Source organism: Pseudochelatococcus sp. (assembly GCF_050946405.1).
In the GTDB taxonomy this organism is placed as follows: domain Bacteria; phylum Pseudomonadota; class Alphaproteobacteria; order Rhizobiales; family Beijerinckiaceae; genus Pseudochelatococcus.
Genome location: NZ_JBMNUS010000012.1, coordinates 44,609 through 65,707 on the forward strand (window position 1 = coordinate 44,609; position 21,099 = coordinate 65,707).

The window sequence follows — 21,099 nt, forward strand, 5'->3', positions numbered from 1 at the left end:
ATTGGCCTCAACGGAGTGTTGGCCAATGACTCGTGGCTATCGTGAATTCGAATTCGATCTCCCTGGAGCGCTGCTCGATCATCTCGTGCGCGCTCTGGATGAATTGGAACAGGCACCGCTCGATGCAATCAATCTTTCTGGCGTTCCTGAGGCGCAAGGAGTTTACCAACTATTCTTGGACGGCCAACTTGTCTACATTGGCAAGACCGATGCCGAATCGGGCCTATTTAGACGGCTAACGCGGCACTCCACAAAGGTAAATCATCGATCTGGGCTTGATCCGGCGCGTGTGAGTTTTAAGGCCATTCGTATTTTTGTCTTTACGGCAATGGACCTCGAGACTCAGCTTATTAAGCATTATACGGCAGGTGATGGGACCCGCTGGAATGGCAGTGGATTTGGATCAAATGATCCCGGCCGCAACCGCGATAACTCAACGCCAGGCACGTTTGATCGGGAGTTCCCGATTGATATTGACTATCTATTGGATGCAGATTTTTCCGGCACGAAGTCGGCTGCGGCGGTAGCAAATCAACTTAAGGCACTCCTGCCTTATACGTTTCGCTTTCAAACTCATCCTCCACGCTCTCGGACACCGCATCCCGATCTCGCCAACACAGAAGTTACGATGCCCCATGGTCAGATGACCGCACGGCGCGTCATCGAAGAACTGGTACGTCAACTTCCGCCAGGTTGGCAGGCAACCGCCCTTTCGGCGGTACTTATTCTTTATCGTGAGCAAGTGGACACCTATCCACAGGCAACGATCTTGGTGCGGTCATAGTGATTTAGTTTCGGAATATGCGCCTGCACAACAAAATAAGTGTCATTTGGGGGGACTATGAGCGATCAAGAGAGCGACTGGCTTGAACAACTCGACCGGCACTTAGCATCACCGTGCCTATCTTGGCTGCTGGGTGCGGGCGTCAGCTACGGCGCGCGAATTCCTCTTATGTATCCGCTCACTGCGCGCGTAAACGCGATGGCGATCGATTCTCCCCATGAACCGCTGATCAAAGCTATTTTGGCTGAGTTGCCGGAAGACTCGCACGTCGAGCACCTGTTAAGCCATTTGGGTGATTATACGGCCTTGGCGGAAAGATCCCGGACGCACAGCGTTCAAGTGGGTGCCACGACATATTCCCATGAACAACTTACTGAAGCGCATGAAGCGATATTAGGTTGGATTGCGACCACTATCCGTTGGGGCTACATCCCCGCGTTCGAAGGGCAGGTCGAAAGCATTGGCTCGCCAGAAAACGCCCTTACTCGAATTGATGAGCATAGCGCTTTCATCGGAGCACTGTTCCACACCGCCCAGGCGGGCCTTCAGGACAGGCGACGTCCAGTACGCATTTTTACGACTAACTATGACACGCTCATAGAGGATGCCGTTGCCTTGGCGCACATCCCTTATTGGGACGGCTTCTCCGGCGGTGCCGTTGCTTTTCGTTCACACCGTTTCGGCCAGGACGAGCCGAAAACCGGAATTCGCGCATGTGTCGTGAAACTCCATGGTTCGATCGACTGGCACCTTGGTGAAGACGGAAAGGTCTGGCGCGTCCGCGATCTCGACTCTTACCCCACCCGTAAGGGGTTGATCCTTATTCATCCGCAGGCGACCAAGTATGCCGCGACTCAAAGAGATCCGTTTGCCGCGCAGTTCGATCTGTTCCGTCGTGCGCTTTCCGGCGGCGAAGACAATGTACTTGCGGTGTGCGGCTACAGTTTCGGCGATGATCACATAAATCAGGAAATCGAACTCTGCATGGAGAGAGTAGATAGCCGGACAACCTTGCTCGCCTTTGTGCAGGAAGGTGAGGAAATGGCCGAATGTTTGGTTCGTTGGAAAAACTCCATCTGGGGTGCAAGGGTTTATGTGGTGACCGAGAAGGGCCTCTACATCGGAAAGCAGGGGCCATTTCACGCGCCTGAGGGTGGCAAAACACGCAACTGGTGGACCTTCGCGGGTGTAACAAAAATTCTTCGCGATGGCTCGGAGGGAAGCCTGTGACCTCGCCCTTTGAATCCGTCGCAGACCTCAAAGTCGGCACCATCGTTGAAGTTTCTGGCTCAACCGTCAAGGTTGAGTTGTCCGGCGACGTATCAGAACTCACCCGTAGTTACGGCGGGCGAGTTTACCCGATTGGACAGATAGGGAGCGTGGTGAAGGTTCATTTTGGTCGCCGCCTCGTATTTGGCTTTGTCACGCTTTTGCGGATGCGTTCAGAAGAGCTCGTCGAAATCGCTACGCCGATCCCTGCGGATGCAGATCAGCGGGTCATGGAGATCGAATTGTTCGCCGAAGGCGTTTGGAATTCGAGTGAAAGCCGTCTTACATTCACCCGGGGTGTCTCCACCTATCCGCTGCCTCGCCAGAACGTCTATCTGCTGACCCGGGATGAAGCGGGACTTTTGTACAAATCCGCCGAAGGTCAGAGGCCGGACGGGGCCGACCCCCTGGTTCCTTTCGCAACCTATGTAGGTGCGGATGCTGCGCAATGTCGGGCTAATATCGACAAGATGTTCAGCCTTCATTGCGCGGTTCTTGGATCAACCGGTTCCGGAAAATCCGGTGCCGTTGCCGCAATACTGCATAGCGTGCTCGACCATCATCCTGTCGAGGGCACCGTATGCCGACCCCGGATCGTTATAATCGATCCACATGGAGAATATGGACGTGCATTTGGCGCGCGAGCCGTAGTCTACCGGGCATATGACCCGATCGGGACGGAAGAAACAGCGGGCACGCCAATCCAGCTTCCCTATTGGCTCATGTCCGCCGAAGAATTCCGTCTGCTTGTCAGCGGCAAAACGGAATTCGAGGCCACTTCGCAACACAACATCGTATATAAAGCCCTCACTCACGCCAGAATGGTGACGGCAGGCATGGTCGATCCCGCGCCTACATCTTATGACTGGAATGCTCCCACGGACGGTTCGGCTCATGACGAGCCGAAGCCCAAGGCAGGTGTAGAAGCTTCCAAGCTCGCGGAGTTCGATCGCGATAAGCCCCGTCCGTTCTCCCTGACGGAGTTCACCAACCATATCGCATTTGTCCAAGCGGCCCGTCCAAAGAAAGACGGCAAGATGGAGCGGGTGACAGAATCTGAATTCGCCAAGGGCTTCAAGTCAATCTTGGACAAAGTCGCTGTGCTTCGCCGCGATCCCCGCATCCGTTTTCTTATGAATGATTGGACTCCAACTGATACGCAACTCGGCGGTCTGATCGCTCAGTTCATCGGTGATGCATCCACCGCGCCCGGAGATAATCGCGACCTACGGATTATCGACATTTCCGGCCTGCCCAACGAAGTTGCTGGACCTTTAGCGGCTGTAATTGCCCGGCTGCTTTTTCAGTACAAGCTCTATCAAACTCAGGACGAGCGGAAGCGCGACCCTATCCTTCTCGTATGCGAGGAAGCACATAGATACGTGCCCGACAAAGGCGAGGCGGAATATGCTGCAGCCCAATCGGCAGTCCGGCGCATCGCGCGTGAGGGACGAAAATACGGTATTGGTCTCATGCTTGTAAGCCAGCGCCCGGCCGACGTGGAAAGCACGGTCATTTCTCAATGCGGCACTTGGCTCGTTCTTCGATTGACCAATGCTGCAGACCAGTCACATGTTGCGCGGTTTCTGCCGGATGGTTTGTCAGGAATGACCAGAGCTTTACCGACCCTCGCTCAGCAGGAAGCCCTGTTCGTTGGTGAGGGAGCTTCACTACCAGCGAAAATAAAAATCCGTGATCTACCCGACACTAAACTTCCGCGCTCTGCGAGCGTTCGGTTTGCAGAAGGCTGGGCGGCAGATCGGCTCAATGCGGCTGAGATTGGCGTGGTCGCAGCGCGAATGGATGGAACTGCCTGAAGCGCACTAGTTTTGAAAGTTTAGAAGGGATTTCTAAGGGCGCTGCCCTCGCGCGGCGCAAGAAAACTCTTCGGCCTTTCGCGGCATAAACGGCCCGCTCCCCGCAAGCGGGTCCCCTCCATATATTCCACGGTGCCGAAGACTTCTCTGGCACCTTGCTACCCTGGTCTCGCCGACGGGCAAGGGTTCAGGAGCGCGCGCTTCGCTGCTCTGAACCCCAAACCCGAAGGATTAGAGAGATGACCAACAGCACCCAGGCCCCCCGCAATGTGATTTTCAATGACGATTGCATTGACGTGATGCGGTCCTTTGACCGGGCATCGATAGATTTCATCCTGACCGACCCGCCCTATGTGACCAACTTCCGCGACCGGCAGGGCCGCACCGTTGCCAATGACGATAACGGTCGCTGGCTTCGCCCCGCGTTCAACCAGATGCACCGCGTTTTGAAGGATGGCGGCTTTTGCGTCAGCTTCTACGGATGGAACAAGGTCGATTTGTTCATGGACGCATGGAAGGCGGCAGGCTTCCGCGTTGTCGGGCATCTAGTTTTCCGCAAGCGTTATGCGTCATCGGCCCGCTTCCTTCGCTATGAGCATGAGCAGGCTTATTTGCTGGCAAAGGGTAATCCGACCTTGCCCGCACAGCCCATCCCCGATGTGCTGGACTTTCCTTATACCGGGAACAAGCTGCATCCGACGCAGAAGCCCATCGAAGCCCTGACGCCGCTTATCGAGGCGTTCACGAAGCCGGGCGACCTTGTGCTGGACCCGTTCAGCGGCAGCGGTTCGACCCTGGCAGCCGCGCAGCAGACCGGGCGCGACTGGACCGGCATCGAGCTGGACAACGGCCACTACCACACGGCCAGCAAGCGCCTTGCAGCCCTGCAACGTCACCGGACGGCAGCATAACCCCCTTTGCACTGGCGCCCGTCAACGGGGCGGGCGCCGCCATTTCCCAACTTCATATGAGAGGATTTCACAATGCGCTGGATTGTTACGATTGACCACCATGGCGGTTGCATGGGTTTGGGCGAGGACGTGGACGGCGTTCCGGCACGCGGAAACCCGGAGCAAGCCGAAGCCCTGCCGATGGATTTCCGGCTTCACCTCGCCAGCGGTGAAGTGCTGTTCGAGGGCCGTTGCAGTGACATTGACGCCGATTGGTGGCACGGTTTCGAGCCGTTGAATTACCTATGGCAACCGTTCCGGTGCCGCCGCCTGTCATACCGCCGCGCTGGGGCGGATGAACCTTGGCGCTGGCTTCGCCCATGAAGCAACCGCAGGGCTGAAATCGCCGCCGCCGACCCTAACGGGCCGGCGGCCTTCGCGCGTCCCCTAGACTGCGCGGTGGAAAACTCGCTCGCCGGGCGGCGCCCGGCTCGCCAGACAATGCAAGCATTGTTAAGAAGGAAATAACCAAGGAATTTATCGGGTTACGAGCATCAGTTATCTCCTTGGCGCGGCTACCCTTACTTTTCGACTTCTCACAAGCTCTCTGTTCGAGGTTTGTCTTGCACAACCCCAAATAGAGAGGTGACGCCATGCTAAGCATCGAGTGGCGCTCGCCGGCGGCATACAGACATGCGAAGAAGATTGTGACTGCCGGACTCGCCTGGGAATATCTCCGTCGTCATGACGGATACCGTCATGACTTCCTGTCGATCACCCGCATCGAGCGACCGGAAGCGGAACAACTGGAATCATTCGCCCAACGCTGGGGTTTGCGATTTCCCGTGCGATCCCGATACGCCGCCTGACGGTCAGCCCCTGTTCTGGTCGCCCCGGCTCCAGCCGCACGCAGTCATGCTGTCGCCTGTCGAGAACGAAACGGCCGAGACCGAGCCCGTCGTCACGCTCGCTCATCTCGACGGTCTCGACCTTCGCCGCGCCTCTGATGGCTGGCATGGCATCTGGCAGGTCGATGGTGTCGCGCATCAAATCTGGTTGCTCGACGCCGTGCCGGACGCTGCGACCCTTTACGTCGCGCGTCTGCCCATGGACGCTTTCATGGAGCTTCGCTCGCACGCCGCGCGCCGCCTCTGGCGGTCGGTAGCGAGACGGTCGCCTGGGCCGTCTTTCGGCGAACTACCCGACCAGCTCCGGCAATGGCATATCCTGTCCCTGCGCGCGCTCGACGCGAGGTTGCGCGGCGAGAGCTACCGCACCATCGCCGAAGTTCTGCTCGGCTTTCATGGCAACAAGGAAGATTTCGAGAGCGATCCACGCAAGAACAAAGCCCGCCGCCTCGTCGCCCACGGCCTCATGATGATGCACGGCGGCTATCGTCTGCTGCTGCATTATCCGATCAAGCGCGGCAAGCGCTGATCCGGCTTCGCCGTCACCCCTCGTCTGCGGCGTCCTGCTCCAGAAGCCGCCTATAGCCTTCGCGAGAGAACCATTCGGCGCGCGCGAGGTGACTTTCCCAGCAACGTCGCGTCTGTGCTTCATCGTCAACCGGATCGCGGTGCAGGACGATTTGCGCCACTTCTTTCCAGTCGGCACCGTCCGCCTTAGCGTCCAGAAGGCGCAGATAGGTCACATGGTGCTGTTCGTCATAGGGTGTGATGTCGTTTCCCGTTGGCGCTAGATCGTCCACATCGGGGTCAAGTTCGACCGGAACCCGCATCGTCATTCCCCTTCATCCTGGGAGAGCGATGGCTTGCGGTTCGCCCCCGCAAACAAAAACTCTCTGACTCCTGGTGATCGGGGAGTTAGTAACCGTGACTAGACGGCCCCATGGCCTTTAGCTCGGAAAGCCTGTTGTATACGCCACAGGCTCCCCGACCATAGGGTCAAGGAGTATGGTGCCGTCACGGCCGGCACCAACCGCTAGTCAGGGGTTACTACGCCCCCGGAGCAGCGCGTCTGCTCCGTCCTTATTCTTAGCCGAAGTGCGCGCGAATGTCTTTCTCAATTCGACGCGGCAGGCAATGAGCCGCTGAAATATCTCGCCTTTTCCGGCCCCGCTGACACGCGCAGGGGTGCCGCCAGCGCACAGGCGCAAATGCGGCACGCTACACGCCGCCGGTCCCTCGCCATGGTTCGCCACAGCCCGCTGTCCCCTCGACGGCCTGCCTGTTTGACCAATCGGAGGCGATACCATGACCAACGGCCGCAAAGCCGACCTGCCGCCGCGCCTGCTTCGCACGCAGGAAGCTGCGCGCTTCCTCGGCATTTCGCTACGCACCCTTGAGAAACACCGGACCTATGGCACCGGCCCCGTCTATCGCAAGATCGGCGGCCGCGTCCTCTATGCCGTCCGCGATCTGGAAAGCTGGTCGTCGATCGGCTCCCGCAAATCTACCCGCGACAAGAACGCCGGCAAGGTCTTTCCCGCGCGCCCGCTGACACCTGCCGAGCGGGACGAACTCTGAAATGCTGCGCGACGACAATCATAGACCGGCGCAGCCCGAAACCGTCAGCGAACGCAGTCACCTTGACGCTTTCGTGGTGGTGACCGGAGACGCCGCGCCACGCGACCAGCGCGATCTGATGGAGCGGCCATTCTTTTCGCTGGGCAAGCGCCCACGCCTGAAACCGATTCTCTACAAGGCCGCCGATGTTGAGGTGCAGGTCTTCGCCATGCCCGAGCATGGCATGGCGACCATCTGGGATGCCGACGTGCTCATCTGGGCCGCGTCGCAGATCGTCGCAGCCGAGAACAACGGCATCCCGACCTCACGTTTCTTCCGCTTCACGCCCTATCAGTTGCTGCGCGCCATTGGGCGACCGACCGGAAATCATCAGTATCTGTTGCTGAAGGCGGCGCTCGCCCGTCTGCAATCCACCGTTATCGCCACCACCATCCGTAACGGCACACATTGGCGTCGGCGGCAATTCTCATGGATCAACGAGTGGGAGGAAATGACGACGCGTACGGGCCGCGTCGAGGGCATGGAGTTCGTCCTGCCCGAATGGTTATACCAGAGCGTCATCGACCGCTCGCTGGTCCTGACCATCGACCCGGCCTATTTCCGGCTGACTGGCGGCATCGAACGCTGGCTCTACCGGGCCGCCCGCAAGCACGCCGGCCACCAGCCTGACGGCTGGGCTTTCGAGATCAGCCATCTTCACGAAAAATCCGGCAGCCTCGCACGGCCGTCCGATTTCGCGCTCGACCTGCGCCGCATCGCCGCCCGCCAGCCGCTGCCCGGATACCGGCTCGAAATCGAGTGGGAGGATCGGCGCGAATTGCTGCGTTTTCGTCCCGAAAACTTATCCACAGTGCCTGTGGATAACCATGTGAAACCTATCGGCACATTAGGCGCAAACAGTATCGGCACATTAGGCGCAAATCACGCCGCGCACTTTATAGAAGAATCTAACAAAGAATCTAACTTCTATTCTTTGACGCGCGCACACGCGAAGCATGGTGCCGGTGCCGCACGGCGAGGTGCGCCATGATGCGCGCCCTCGACCTGTTCAGCGCAGCGGCCGGAGGCTGGTCGCTCGGCCTGCATCGCGCCGGCTTCCTCACCATAGCCGCCTGCGAAATCGTCGAGTGGCGGCGCATCCTTTACGCAGAGAACAATCCCCATGTCCGCATCTACGACGACATCCGTGGACTCACGGCAGCTCGACTTGTTTCCGACCTGGGCATCCTTCCCGACATCATCGTCGGCAGCCCGCCGTGCCAAGACATCTCCAGCGCCAACACCAGCGGCAAAGGGATCGAGGGCGAACGGTCGGGCCTTTACCTCGAAGCCGTCCGCCTGGTCGGAGATTGCCGCCCTCGCTGGTTCGCTTTTGAGAACAGCGCTAATCTCCGAACTCGCGGCGCTGACCGGCTGCTCGGCGAGCTGGACGCGCTCGGTTACGCCGTTGAACCGTGCGTGGTGGGTGCTTCGGATGTCGGCGCCAACCATGTCCGCAAGCGGTCATGGCTCATCGGCTACGACCCCCAACAGCTTGCCAACACCCGTATCGCAATCCCAGCAGGGTGGCATCCGTCTGGAGGGCGGTTCTGGCGCGCGCCGGGCGATGAAGGAATCAGGTCTTTACGAGCTATTCCGCAATCGTCCGCTGCCGACGCCGATGGCATCGGACGGGATGAAGGATGGCGCGGGCGGGGGCGCAGGATCGACGTATCCGCTGCGCATGATCCTGGCGACGCCGAGGAAGTCGGATGCGGATCGCGGCGGTCGGGGCGACATTCTCAGCCAGTTGCAGGGCCATGCCAGCCGCCATGCGGGAATGATCGGAACGCCGACAGCGAACCCGGCCCCGCGGGGGAGCGTTCTGCGCAAGCACAAGGACAGGATGACCTCGGACCAGGACGATTTCGACCGAACGCCGACGATCAGCGAGGCGCTGCATTTCGACAGGCTGGAAACGTCCTACGGTCTGATGCCAACGCCGGTGAGACCGAATGGCGGGCGCAGGTTGAGCGCGCAGGAGATCGAGACAGGAAAGCGATTGAGCGGCGCGAAGGCGCAGATCGACACACCGAACCTGTTGCGCCACGCGGCGGAAATCCTGCCGACGCCGACGAAGCGCGACAGCAGGATGGACACCTGGAGTCCGGCCTACGACCGCCGGAAATCCCCGACCATGGACGCGGTGATGGATGGTGCGATGACGGATCGCGCGCCGGACAAATGGGCGCGCGCGCGGGCGCTGGCGACGATGCTGCAGAGCCATGGGCTGACTGGAACGGCGGCCTTGCCCATCACCTACGGCTGGATGATGGGCTTTCCACCTGGGTGGCTGACACGCGCATTGCGCTCGGCAGTCGCAAAGGGACTTCTGCGGCCAGTCTGATCGTCGAAGCGTTCGGCGACGCGGTTCTTCCGCAAATCCCCGAAGCCATTGGTCGCGCCATTCTCCGCACCGAAGCCGCGCTCGACGCGGTGCTCGCCCGCACATCAACCGACATCCCCGGAGACGAACAATGACCCGTCGTTCTCACAGGAACGCGCATGGCCGTCCGCTGCCGGACGGGCCTGCGCCCTTCACCACATTGGTCGATCTGACCTTCCAGAAGCAGAAGGTCGAGCAATGGATACGGTTCGGCCGCAAGAGCTACGAACAGATTATCGACCGCCGCCGTAGCATCGTCGGCTTTGCGCCGGGCAACATCTTCGCTTTCGTCCGATGGGCGGCGAACGACTTTGGCACCGTCGTCTCGCGCCTCGACATCCTGCGCGCCATCGGACGGGGCGAACCATTCCAGACTGTTCCTTTCGTCCGGCCCGGTGGCGACACTCTCCTGCGCCTTAATGGCTGGGAGAAGGTGCAGCGGGCGCTTGCCGTTATCGACGCGGTGGAAGCCCTCGGCTTCGATCCGGCTGACGTGTCCCCCGACTACTGGCGGCACGCCCACAACCGGCTGACCGCCAATCTGGAACCGAACGCCTACACGCCCGAGCGGCATGCCGCCTGGATCGGGCGGCGGAGGATCGAACCATGACGCGGTTCGGCTACGTCATGGCGACATATTTCGCAGCAATGGGCATCACCATCGCCGCGTTCATTCCGACGCCCACGAAACTCATCTGGAACGCTACCGCGAGCGCGCCCATCGGCTTCTATACCGTCGAGCCAGCCGAGCGGATCGAGGTGCCGGAACTGGTTGTCGTCATGCCGCCCGAACCGCTGGAACAGTTCATGGTCGAGCGCGGCTATATCGGGCGCGGCGTGCCGCTCCTGAAGCGCGTCGTCGGCCTGTCCGGGCAACGGGTTTGCAGACATAGCCGTACCATCACCGTGGACGGCATCGAGATGGGCGAGGCGCTGGAGCGCGACCGGATAGGCCGCGATCTGCCCGTCTGGCAGGGCTGCCGCGTCATCGGCGACGGCGAAGTTTTCCTCATGAATTGGGAAGTCCGCGACAGCCTCGACGGCCGCTATTTCGGACCCATCCCCGCAAGTTCCGTCATCGGCCGGGCGCTACCGCTCTGGACCGATGAGGAAGGCGACGGCCGCCATGAGTGGCGCGCGCCAACGCACTGCCCCCCACCATCGAAAGGAATCTGGCAATGTCATCCACCATCTTTGAACCCACCGCCAACGGTTACGCGGGCCGCGTCCGGCACTTCGGTATCGACGAGGCAATCGTGCTCGTCGCCATTGAACCGGGCGACGCCGAGAATGTGCCGGACTACCGCATCCACCTCGACGACGAGGACGGTCCCGACATCGGCGGAGCCTGGAAACGTGTCGGTGAACGCGCCGGAGATTATATCGCGCTGGAGCTCGACAGCCCACTTTTCTCCGCTCTGTTTCGTCCGGCGCTGTTTCAGGCTGACGACGATGGACGCACCTTCCGGCTGGTCTGGAAGCGGCAAAGGCCGCGCGAGGATCGGAGCTGATCGGTGCGCCTTCCGGTCATCCCTTTGTTCGCGGGAAAGCCGTCTCATCCCTTCGTCCCGCTCGCCGACCGGACGGCCGGCGAGCGCAGCGAAGGTCAGGGGCGGCCTCCGGACGGCGCTTCGCGCGCACCCTTGACCGCAGCGAGCACGCTGGCAGGCTGGTGGCGTAGCGGAGACAGGACGACATGGCGTTGTGCCGTCCTGTTGGTCGCCGGGGCGCTTTCCATCTGCACCGGATCGGGCGGCGCGGTCGCGCAATCTGCGCCGATTGTCCGCCCGGTCGCCGTCGATCCTTATGCCGCCCACATCGCCGAGGCGTCGCAGCGGTTCGGCATCCTCGAACACTGGATTCGTGCCGTGCTGCGCGCTGAAAGCAATGGCGATGTGAGCGCGGTTTCTCGGGCCGGGGCGATGGGATTGATGCAGGTCATGCCCGACACCTGGGCGGGCCTGCGTGTCCGCTACCGGCTCGGCCGCGATCCCCACGACCCACGCGACAACATCATGGCGGGTGCGGCCTATCTGCGCGAGATGTGGGACCGATATGGCAATGTCGCCGCCATGCTCGCGGCCTACAATGCCGGTCCCGGCCGCTATGACGAATATCTTTCGACGGGCCGGACATTGCCCGCCGAAACCCGCGCCTATGTCGCCGCTCTGGTGCCGGTTATCGGCGGCTCGACCGCATCGGCATCGCCAGTTGCGGTACCTGCACCCCCGCCCGACTGGCGCGAGGCTCCGCTGTTCGTCACGCGCCCGGATGACAGGCGGATTGCTGCCGCACCGTCATCCGAGGCGCAGCCCGGCGACACCCGCGCGACCGTTCCGGTGCGCGATCTCGCCCGCACGGAGCCACAGGACGGCAGCATTTTCGTCGCCCGCGCTGATGACGGGGGAGCGCCATGAGGACGGCGTTCCTGCACCCGGTCGCATGCGTTTCAGTGTCCAGTCAGGCAGGTTCGTGTCTGGCTGGATTCCGGGCAGGTTGGGCGAAAAGGCCGGAAGGAAGGGAGGGCCGGCCGTAATCGGCGGGCCGGCGCCGAGACCGAACGGCTGCCGACCGGCGGCGATTTAGCAAGTAACTTGCCTGGAACAACCAAACCCAGGAGGCGACGGCAGATGGAATTCTTTTGCGGGCTTGACGTGTCGATTGACGAAACCTCGGTATGCATCGTCGATGATCACGGTGAGGTGCATCTTCAGACGACGGCGGTGACGGACGCCGCAGCGCTGTTCGCCGTGCTCGAACCGTTCCTGCCGAGGCTGCGCCGGGTCGGCCACGAGGCCGGCTCGCTGTCGCCCTGGCTGCACCCGGAAATGCTGAAACTCGGCCTGCCGGCGATCTGCCTGGAGACGGTGCATGTGCGCGCGGCGATGTCGGCGCAGCGCAACAAGACCGACAAGGCGGACGCGCTCGGCATCGCGCATCTGATGCGCACCGGCTGGTTCCGCCGCGCGCATGTGAAGACGCAGAGCTGCTACCGGATGCGCCTGCTTCTGACGCATCGGCGCAACCTCAAGCGCAAGTTCCTCGATCTGGAAAACGCCGTCCGTCACTCGCTGAAGGCGTTCGGGATCAGGCTCGGCGGCACGGGGCGCGGCAAGTTCGACGCTGCCGTGCGCGAAGCGGTCGCCGACGATCCGTTCACCGCTGACCTGATGGAGGCGATGCTGGCGGCGCGCGCGGCGCTGTGGAAGGAATACTGCCGGCTGCACGACCTGGTGGTGAAGATCGTCGCCCAGAGCGAGCTGTGCCGACGCTTCATGGCGATCCCCGGCGTCGGGCCGGTGACGGCGCTGTCGTTCATGACGGCGATCGACGATCCGTCGCGCTTCCGCCGCTCACGCGACGTCGCCGCCTATTTCGGCTTGACGTCGAAGCGATGGCAGTCGGGCACGTCGATCGACGTGAAGGGGCGGATCTCGAAGGCCGGCGATGCCGATGTGCGGCGCGCGCTCTACGAGGCGGCGTCGGCGCTGATGACGCGCTTCAAGGGCAAGGACGACCTCAAGACCTGGGGCGCAGCGCTCGCCAAACGCAGTTGTCACCGCAAGGCGACGGTCGCCGTGGCGCGCAAGCTGGCGGTGATCATGCACGCCATGTGGAGCGGCGGCACGGCCTATGCGGGCATCCCGGCCGCCGACGTTGCTGAGGCCGATGCGCGCCACATGCGCAAGGAACGCAAGCTTCTGGGCGCGCACGCATGACCGCGACGCCGCTGATGAAAACGCCGCGGCCGTTATGGTGACGGACGCGAACTAGGTAGAGGAATCCGCGCGAGCGGATGAGGACTGGTGCAGACGAGGAACGACGGGAAGCACGCTATCTTGCCTGCGGCCGCGCCGATCGAAAGACGGCCGGGCCGCGCCGGAGTGCCTGTGATGTGCCCCGTGAATCCGATGGCAAAATGCACCGCGACGGACAAAGCGCTGCCGTTCGACAGCAGCCCGACCATCCCGTCGCAGAGTGCGGACGAGTGCACGGCGCGCCAGAACTCATGCTTGCGGAGGCTCTCTTGCGGACAAACAGTGTGCAGATCATCATGAGGAAGAAGGATGAACCAAGATGACCAAGAATGTCGCGAAAGTAGTGCCGATTACGAGGGCAAGATAAAGGAAACCGGCACTACGCTGGCCGGATTTCTGAAATTGTTGTTGTCTGCACACTGGTTAGGTGCGCCGCGAGCGGCACCTTGTTTTTGGACGGCGAGAGCCGTGATCTTGCGCAAAGCCTTGGCTTTGCTGGGTTTCGACCGGCACCATGGCCGCCGAACGCCCGATTTTCTCGGATTTCGGCCGGAGGCGCGTCGATGAGCGCCGACGACGAGAACCGCTTCCGTCCGAAACCCGGCCGCATCCGCGCTGATGCCCCAAAGCTCGGCAAGGCCAAGAGCTTTCTGACGCGGGCGAAGAAGCTGGCGCGGCAGCACAGCAACAGCCCTTCGCGGTCATCCGCATCATCCTCGCAACGCTCCAGATCGTCAGCCACCACCAAAGGCGGCAAGGCATCGCGGGGGAGCAGCGGGCCGGGCCTCAAGCGTGGACGCGGCGCGTCGTTCGTGCGTGCCCGCACCTTGTCGGGCGGTTGGAAGCACAGCACGCCGGGAATGCGCCGCGTCGTCGTGAAAACCCGCTATGTCCAGCAGGCCGGAAAGAACGGCAAGGCCGCCGCCCATCTGCGCTACATCCAGCGGGACGGCACATCACGCGACGGCAAGCGGGGCCAGCTCTATTCCGCCACCGACGACCGCGCCGATGGCGACGCTTTCCTTGATCGCGGCAAGGACGATCGCCACCAGTTCCGGTTCATCGTCTCGCCGGAAGACGGCGCGGACCTGACCGACCTGACCGGGCACACCCGCGACCTCATGCGCCAGATCGAAACCGACCTCGGCAGCAAGCTCGATTGGGTCGCGGTCAATCACTACAACACCGGCCATCCCCATGTGCATGTCATCGTCCGGGGCAAGGATGACCTGGGCGAGAATCTGGTCATCAACGGCGACTATCTCGCCAATGGCATCCGCGAGCGGGCGAGCGAGCTGACCACGATGGAGCTTGGTCCCGTCACCGAGATCGAGCAGACCCGCAAGCTGTCCGCCGAGGTGGACCAGGACCGCTTCACCCGCATCGACAGGGCGATTACCGAGGAAGCCGATGAGCACTTCATCGACCTGCGCCATGAACCCGACAATCCGCGTCGCCAGTTCGACCGGACGCTACGCCTGCGCCGTCTGCGCAAGCTGGAGCAGATGGGCCTCGCCACCGAACACGCGCCTGGCGTCTGGGAATTGAGCGAGCGGATGGAGCCGACCTTGCGCGAGATGGGCGAGCGCGGCGACATCATCCGCAACATGGACAAGGCGCTGAAGGCCGACGGGCTGGAGCGTGATCCGATGACCTTCCAGCTTCATGATGCCGCGCCCGAGACGCCCATCGTCGGCCGGGTCGTGGACAAGTATCTCACCGACGAGATGGGCGAGAACCTGACCCTTGTGGTGGATGGGATCGACGGCCGGACGCATCATGTTCCTGGCATCGACCCGGCCCGCGTCGAAGATGCCCGGATCGGCAGCGTCATCGAGATCGGCTCAGCCGACACGGCGCAGCGACCATCCGAACGGACTATTGCCGCCATCGCCGAGGACGGCACCTATCGGCCGAGCCGCCATCTCGAACAGGCGAAATTCGAGGGCCGCGTTCCGGGCGGCGACTATGAAGGCTTTGTCGATGCGCATGTGCGCCGGCTGGAAGCGCTTCGCCGCGCCGGGATCGTCGAGCGGATCGACGCCGACCAATGGCGCATCCCGGAGGATTTCGAGGGCCGCGCCGCCGGCTATGACGCCGGCCGCAACCGGCAGGCCAGCATCCGTGTCATCTCGACCTTCAATCTGGAAAGCCAGATCGGTTCGGACGGCGCGACCTGGCTTGACCGGCGACTGGTCACGCCTGACGCATCAGATCTCGTTCCGGCCGGTTTCGGGCAGCAGGTGCGCGACGCCATGGACCAGCGCCGCGAGCATCATATCGAGCAGGGCGACGCCACCCGAGCGCGGGACGGCCGCATCTTCTATCGACGCAGCCTTCTCGCCACCCTTCGCGAGCGCGAAGTCGCCCGCGTCGGCGCGGAGATGGCCGAGAGCAAGGCAGTGCCATTCCGCGCTGCTGCCGATGGCGAGAAGATCAGCGGCAAATATACCGGCACCGTGCAGCTATCGAGCGGGAAGTTCGCCATCGTCGAACAGAGCCACGAGTTCACTCTTGTCCCATGGCGGCCGGTAATCGACCGCCAACTCGGCCGCGAAGTCGCGGGCATCGTGCAGGGCGGGTCGGTATCTTGGCAGTTGGGGCGGCAGCGGGGAATGGGAATTTGAACATGCCTACTCCGTCCCCAATCATCTCCGGATACTCCCGAGCCACTATTCCTGCGCCGCGCGCGATACTTCTGCCCAAGCTTCCCACGTCGCAAGGCGGCCAGCATACTCCTTGTGAGCGAGATCCAGGTTCCCGTTCCCCAAGAAGAGTCGCAACGGCGGCTCAGCAGTGTCAACGACGCTCAGAATTGCGGATGCCGTCGCGGACGGATCACCAAGCTTCCGCCCGACACTCGCAGTTTTGATCATGGTTCGCAGTTCGTCATATTCACTCATTGGCGTAGTCAGCGTCGATGAAGGGCCGCGCCAATCGGTTGCGTATCCGCCCGGCTCTATAAGAGTTACCTTAATTCCGAAGCTATTGACCTCGGAATTGAGCGTCTGGAGAAGACCCTCTACCGCCCATTTCGACGCATTGTAAATTCCTGCGGTGGGGAAAGTGATGACGCCGGCAAGGCTCGACGTTGCAAGGATATGACCGCCTCCCTGCTGACGCAGATAAGGAAGGGCGGCCTGCACGACCCACAGTGTCCCGAAGAAGTTGGCGTCAAACTGCGCCCGGCTTTCCAATTCTGAACTCTCTTCAATGGTTCCGAAGAGAGCATACCCCGCGTTGCTCACCACGACATCAATATTGCCGAAATGAGCGAAGGCCGTCTTCATGGACTCGAAAACGCTGTGCCGATCGGTTACGTCAAGAATGATCGGAAGGAGGGAATCTCCATACTGGTTCGCCAACTCCTGCAAATCGTCGATGTTTCTGGCCGTTGCGGCGACCTTATCGCCTCTTTTAAGTGCGGCCTCGGCCCATGCGCGTCCGAGTCCACGGGAGGCTCCTGTAATGAGCCAGTTTTTTGTCATTGCTCATTCTCCTTTTTGAAGCAGATTCAACCTCGTCGTTATTCTTCTTCGTCCGCTGTCGCCGTCGAAGAACGTCTGCGCTTGAAGAGCGAAGCGATCCGATCCGCGGTTTTCTCAACGAACAGGTAAAATGCCGGGAGTGTTATGAGGGTCAGCAAGGTGGCTAACGCCAATCCACCAATGACCGACACTGCGAGGGGTGCCCTGAAACCGCCACCGCCTCCATGGCCGAGCGCGCTCGGGACCATTCCCGCGCACATGGCAAGGGTTGTCATCAGGATTGGACGCGCGCGTATTTGGCAGGCGTGAACGATGGCGTCAGCGCGTGAGCGTCCCTCTTTGACGCCGATCTGGGCGAAATCGACCAACATGATGGCGTTCTTGGCGACGATGCCCATCAGCATCAGCAATCCAATCAGCACCGGAAGGCTGACTGCCATATTGCAAAGCAACAAGGCCACGACAGCACCCGAGATCGACAGAGGTAGCGAAAGCAGGATCACGATCGGCTCGCGCACGCCCGAGAACAGAAGAACCAGCACAGCGAACATCAACGCTACGCCGAGAAAGAGGGCGGAGACAAAACCTGTCGTCACCTCGTCCATAACCTCGCCGTCGCCCGTGGGGCCGACGACAACACCAGCAGGAACAGAACTGGCTTCCTTTGAGGCAAGCACTTCTGCGAGCGCGCCGCCGAGCGCGGCGTTTGGCCCAAGATCGGCTCCGATCACCACGCGACGTTGCCGATCCAGTCGCTCGATGGACGATGGCCCGCTTCGGAAGGTGACGTCAGCAACGGCGAACAATGGGATCGGCATCCCGTCAACACGAGCGACCGGCAGGCTATTCAGCATCTCAGGATCGTTGCGACCAGCAGAATCAAGACGGGTCCGCACCGGAATCAGACGATCCTGATCTTTCATCTTGGGCAGCAGCGATTCGATGTCACCGGCGGCTGCCAGGCGCACGGCCGTTGCGATTTGTTCGGTGGTCACATCCAGACGCGAAGCGTCATCAAGACGCGGTATTACATGCAACTCGGTTCGCTTTACGCCGGATTCAGCCGCTACATTAGTCAACTGAGGAAGGGTGCGCATACGACGTTCCAGCGCTTCCACCGAGCTATCTAACAAACTGTCGTCTCCCGACGAGATCGAGACCTCCACCTCACGACCGCCGTTGTCGTTTAGTGGCCAGGCGCGAATGTCGTCCGAGACACGCAGATGATCGCGAATTTCCTGTTGAATGACACGTTGGGAGCGATGTCGTTCACCATGAGGCTTCAACCGGACGATAAGCGTCGCCCGTCTTGCATCCCGCGCCCCATTGGGCGCTACGCCTCCACGCACGAGAATTTGGTGAATATCAGGAACTTTAGCGTGCAATTGACGTGCGACGGTATCCGTCGCATCGGCCAAAGTGCCGAGATCACCTCCAGGCGGTATTTCCAAGGCAAACACAAGCCTTCCTGTATCTTCCAGTGGGATCAGATCGTCGGGCAACTGACTCGAAGCCACAATGGACAGAGAAAACACCCCCAAGCTGGCACCGATGACGAGACCTTTGCGTCGTGTCGTCCAGCGCAGAAGCCGACCATAAACTGCTCCCAGGCGGCTTTCGCGATGCTCGTGTTTGGGATTGTGGTTGAGAAAACGCGCCGCCAAGATTGGCGTGATGAGCCGGGCGACAAGCAATGAGAACAGCACCGAAACTGCGACGGTGAGACCGAATTGTTTGAAATACTGGCCCGCCACGCCTGTCATGAAACTGACGGGTGCAAATACCGCCGCCACACTCAGAGAAATGGCCATCACTGCCATGCCAATTTCGGCGGTAGCATCTATGGTCGCCTGAAGGGGAGGCTTGCCCATCTCCATATGGCGTTCGATGTTTTCAATCTCGACGATCGCATCATCCACCAAGATGCCGGTTACAAGCGTAATACCCAGAAGGCTGATCGTGTTTAAGGAGAAGCCCGCGAGAGCGAGCACCCAGAATGTCGGCACGATTGCCAATGGCAACGCAACGGCCGCAACAAGGGTTGCGCGCCAATCTCGAAGAAAGAGAAAGACCACGATCACCGCGAGCAGTGCCCCTTCGATGAGGGTGCTCATGGCTGCCTTAAAAGTATCTTCGGTTGCTGTGGTGGTTTCGTCGATCCGGGTGAAGGTAACGCCCGGCATCTCGTGCTGCATATCCGATAGTGCGCTCGCCGTAGCACGCGCCACCGATACCTCGTCAGCGCCACGAGCCCGATAAATCGAGAAGGCAACGACCGTCTGCGCACCATCGAGACGAGCAAATTCGGACGGGTCTGCGTTGGTGTCGATTATATCGGCAATATCCCCAAGGAGCAGATTGCGTCCATCGGCCGGGAGCGGCGTGTTGCGAATGTCCTCGACAGAACGGGCGCGGGCCAGGACGCGAATCGGCTGGCGGCCAACATCCGCCTCCCAGCTTCCGGCGGCGTAGTCGCTTAATGCGGTTCGCAGGTAGGTGTTGATGTCGCCAACCGTCAGTCCTAGCGCAAGCATTTCGCGGGTTTTAAATGCGATCTGGATTTCGCGAGGCGCGCCACCAATACGCTCAACATTCCCGACACCGGGGATGCCGCGCAGGCGCTGTGCCACGCGGTCGTCGATAAGACGGGAAAGATCAGCAAGAGATTTATCGGGAGATGATGCACTCCATATCGCGAGACTTTGGCCCTCGACATCAACCTTGGAAACAATAGGTGGATCTATATCCGAAGGCAGTTCGTTTCCGAGAGCGTCAACACGGTTCTTCACGTCGAAAAGCGCCGCATCGCTGTTGACCTCTAGCTGGAATTCAACGGTCGTGGTCGAAACTCCATCTGCAATGGATGACCGGATATGCTTGATACCCGTGATCCCTGCCACCGCGTTTTCAATCGGTCGCGTGACTTCCGCTTCCAGTTCCTCGGGTGCAGCGCCCGAGCGTTCGACCGTCACCGTAACTAGCGGCATATCAATATTAGGCGCACGCGCGACCGGCAAACCCTGGAAGGCAGACCAGCCCAACAGCATCAGAACCACGAACAACACTATGGACGGGATAGGACGACGTATGGCCCACGCAGAAATATTGAACATCACCTCGCTCCATCCTGAGACGGAGCGGAGCGTATGGGATCGCCGTCCCTGAGCAGCGACCCCGCACGCGCCACGACCTGCGCGCCCGAAGCGAGGCCCGCTTCGACCAGTGCTCCGTCAGCGGTCATCGGCCCGGTTTTTACTCGCCTGATGTGGGCTCGTCCCTGTTCCATCACGAAAACAAAGGGGCCTTGCGCGTCAAATTGCAGGGCGGTCTGCGGAACCAAAACACCGGATACCGGAGGCAGAATAAGACGAGCTGTAGCGGCTTGACCGGAGACAAAACGGTGGTTGCCAGCGGGAAAGGCAACCCACGCACGATGCAGTCTCGAACGCGGATCGGCAGCTCCAGAAAGGCGTGCTACGCGGCCGGAAATGCTGGAACCGTCTGATGCCGAGATTTCGACGGACTGACCGACGGCACTTTGAAGCCAAACGGTTTCGCTCAGGTCGAGCACCAGTTCCAGTGCATCTCCGGCGGCAATTTCAAACAGGGCTGAATCGCCGGTAATGTCACCCTTTTCTGCGGTTCTCTTTGTTATTCGGCCATCTACCGGAGCGCGGATGTTGGTGCGCTCCAAGTCTATTGCCAATGCGCGTTGGCGCGAGAGAGCTTGCGTATGCTCGGCCGAAGCATCGTCGCGTTCTTTTGCAGAACCAGCATTGCGAGCAAAAAGGGCCTCAGCCCTCGCTAGAGCTAGCTGTGTCTGGCGAACTTGTGCGGCTATACCTTCCTGTTCGGCACGCAGCCTATCCGAAGAAAGACGCGCCATGATTTGGCCGCGTCGAACGAGCTGACCTTCCTCAACGAATAGTTCATCGATCGCGTAGCCTTTCAGTTCACTCTTCACATAGGCGAGTTCGGCTGGTTCAAACGTCCCGGCGACGAGACGCGACGTTGCAACATCCACCACAGGCCGGGCAGGAACCAATGTGACACTCAGCGCCGATGGTTCTGCTGGTGTAGCTAAGGGTTCGCCGCAAGCCTGAAGCGTCAGCAGTGTGGCAGCAGCGGTGACAATAAGGCCCAGAGCGGGGCGGGTATTTGTTGATCGATGATACATGGCGT

The 21,099-nt window shown here is 60.9% G+C and carries 18 protein-coding genes and 2 pseudogenes; 16 read left to right on the forward strand and 4 right to left on the reverse strand.

Annotated features, from left to right (window positions below; all coding sequences use genetic code 11):
- The first annotated feature begins 25 nt into the window (after positions 1 to 25).
- From ACOYJQ_RS16155 to ACOYJQ_RS16185, 7 genes and pseudogenes are all read left to right on the forward strand, one after another.
- Positions 26 to 784, forward strand: a complete 759-nt coding sequence (locus tag ACOYJQ_RS16155; RefSeq protein WP_433459878.1) for a GIY-YIG nuclease family protein — start codon at positions 26 to 28, stop codon at positions 782 to 784.
- A 57-nt stretch (positions 785 to 841) separates the two neighbouring features.
- Positions 842 to 2,014 carry an SIR2 family protein gene (locus tag ACOYJQ_RS16160; RefSeq protein ID WP_433459879.1) on the forward strand — a complete coding sequence of 391 codons (1,173 nt, stop codon included), beginning with the start codon at positions 842 to 844 and terminating at the stop codon, positions 2,012 to 2,014.
- Positions 2,011 to 3,870 carry an ATP-binding protein gene (locus ACOYJQ_RS16165; RefSeq protein WP_433459881.1) on the forward strand — a complete coding sequence of 620 codons (1,860 nt, stop codon included), beginning with the start codon at positions 2,011 to 2,013 and terminating at the stop codon, positions 3,868 to 3,870. Before ACOYJQ_RS16160 ends, ACOYJQ_RS16165 begins: the two co-directional genes overlap by 4 nt.
- Positions 3,871 to 4,109: 239 nt before the next feature.
- On the forward strand, positions 4,110 to 4,781 hold the full coding sequence (locus tag ACOYJQ_RS16170; protein ID WP_433459883.1) for a DNA methyltransferase: 672 nt from the start codon (positions 4,110 to 4,112) through the stop codon (positions 4,779 to 4,781).
- A gap of 72 nt (positions 4,782 to 4,853) precedes the next feature.
- The gene (locus ACOYJQ_RS16175) at positions 4,854 to 5,144 is read left to right on the forward strand and encodes a hypothetical protein (protein WP_433459885.1); all 291 of its coding nucleotides are present in this window, start codon (positions 4,854 to 4,856) and stop codon (positions 5,142 to 5,144) included.
- Positions 5,145 to 5,413: 269 nt separating this feature from the next.
- Positions 5,414 to 5,545, forward strand: a pseudogene (locus ACOYJQ_RS16180) (transcriptional regulator domain-containing protein); the annotation flags it as partial.
- Positions 5,520 to 6,197, forward strand: coding sequence for a DUF2285 domain-containing protein (locus tag ACOYJQ_RS16185; protein WP_433459886.1), 678 nt, complete (start codon positions 5,520 to 5,522; stop codon positions 6,195 to 6,197). The pseudogene ACOYJQ_RS16180 and the gene ACOYJQ_RS16185, both read left to right, overlap by 26 nt.
- Positions 6,198 to 6,210: 13 nt before the next feature.
- On the opposite strand, the gene ACOYJQ_RS16190 is transcribed toward ACOYJQ_RS16185, so the two are convergent.
- Positions 6,211 to 6,498: a DNA -binding domain-containing protein gene (locus ACOYJQ_RS16190; protein ID WP_433460036.1), complete on the reverse strand. Its 288-nt coding sequence runs from the start codon at positions 6,496 to 6,498 to the stop codon at positions 6,211 to 6,213.
- A gap of 475 nt (positions 6,499 to 6,973) precedes the next feature.
- Here ACOYJQ_RS16190 and ACOYJQ_RS16195 point away from each other — a divergent pair, with 475 nt between their 5' ends.
- The 9 genes and pseudogenes from ACOYJQ_RS16195 (at position 6,974) to ACOYJQ_RS16235 (ending at position 16,056) form a co-directional block, all read left to right on the forward strand.
- The gene (locus tag ACOYJQ_RS16195) at positions 6,974 to 7,246 is read left to right on the forward strand and encodes a helix-turn-helix transcriptional regulator (protein WP_433459888.1); all 273 of its coding nucleotides are present in this window, start codon (positions 6,974 to 6,976) and stop codon (positions 7,244 to 7,246) included.
- 1 nt (position 7,247) lies between these two features.
- Positions 7,248 to 8,276, forward strand: coding sequence for a replication initiator protein A (locus tag ACOYJQ_RS16200; RefSeq protein ID WP_433459890.1), 1,029 nt, complete (start codon positions 7,248 to 7,250; stop codon positions 8,274 to 8,276).
- Complete coding sequence (locus ACOYJQ_RS16205; RefSeq protein ID WP_433459892.1) at positions 8,273 to 9,766, forward strand: DNA cytosine methyltransferase; 1,494 nt, start codon at positions 8,273 to 8,275, stop codon at positions 9,764 to 9,766. Before ACOYJQ_RS16200 ends, ACOYJQ_RS16205 begins: the two co-directional genes overlap by 4 nt.
- On the forward strand, positions 9,763 to 10,281 hold the full coding sequence (locus tag ACOYJQ_RS16210; protein WP_433459895.1) for a DUF2840 domain-containing protein: 519 nt from the start codon (positions 9,763 to 9,765) through the stop codon (positions 10,279 to 10,281). The genes ACOYJQ_RS16205 and ACOYJQ_RS16210 overlap by 4 nt, the downstream gene beginning before the upstream one ends.
- Positions 10,278 to 10,820, forward strand: a pseudogene (locus ACOYJQ_RS16215) (S26 family signal peptidase); the annotation flags it as partial. The gene ACOYJQ_RS16210 and the pseudogene ACOYJQ_RS16215, both read left to right, overlap by 4 nt.
- A gap of 29 nt (positions 10,821 to 10,849) precedes the next feature.
- On the forward strand, positions 10,850 to 11,182 hold the full coding sequence (locus ACOYJQ_RS16220; protein WP_433459896.1) for a DUF736 domain-containing protein: 333 nt from the start codon (positions 10,850 to 10,852) through the stop codon (positions 11,180 to 11,182).
- A gap of 3 nt (positions 11,183 to 11,185) precedes the next feature.
- Positions 11,186 to 12,088, forward strand: a complete 903-nt coding sequence (locus tag ACOYJQ_RS16225; protein WP_433459898.1) for a lytic transglycosylase domain-containing protein — start codon at positions 11,186 to 11,188, stop codon at positions 12,086 to 12,088.
- Between the two features lie 213 nt (positions 12,089 to 12,301).
- Positions 12,302 to 13,390: an IS110 family transposase gene (locus tag ACOYJQ_RS16230; protein ID WP_433459900.1), complete on the forward strand. Its 1,089-nt coding sequence runs from the start codon at positions 12,302 to 12,304 to the stop codon at positions 13,388 to 13,390.
- Positions 13,391 to 14,733: 1,343 nt separating this feature from the next.
- On the forward strand, positions 14,734 to 16,056 hold the full coding sequence (locus ACOYJQ_RS16235) for a DUF3363 domain-containing protein (RefSeq protein WP_433460038.1): 1,323 nt from the start codon (positions 14,734 to 14,736) through the stop codon (positions 16,054 to 16,056).
- 45 nt (positions 16,057 to 16,101) lie between these two features.
- On the opposite strand, the gene ACOYJQ_RS16240 is transcribed toward ACOYJQ_RS16235, so the two are convergent.
- The 3 genes from ACOYJQ_RS16240 to ACOYJQ_RS16250 are packed head-to-tail and all read right to left on the reverse strand — an operon-like array spanning position 16,102 to position 21,094.
- Positions 16,102 to 16,917, reverse strand: a complete 816-nt coding sequence (locus tag ACOYJQ_RS16240; protein WP_433459902.1) for an SDR family NAD(P)-dependent oxidoreductase — start codon at positions 16,915 to 16,917, stop codon at positions 16,102 to 16,104.
- A gap of 38 nt (positions 16,918 to 16,955) precedes the next feature.
- Entirely contained in the window at positions 16,956 to 20,030 is a 3,075-nt protein-coding gene (locus ACOYJQ_RS16245) for an efflux RND transporter permease subunit (RefSeq protein WP_433459904.1), read from the reverse strand.
- Entirely contained in the window at positions 20,030 to 21,094 is a 1,065-nt protein-coding gene (locus ACOYJQ_RS16250) for an efflux RND transporter periplasmic adaptor subunit (protein ID WP_433459906.1), read from the reverse strand. Before ACOYJQ_RS16250 ends, ACOYJQ_RS16245 begins: the two co-directional genes overlap by 1 nt.
- Positions 21,095 to 21,099 lie beyond the last annotated feature (5 nt).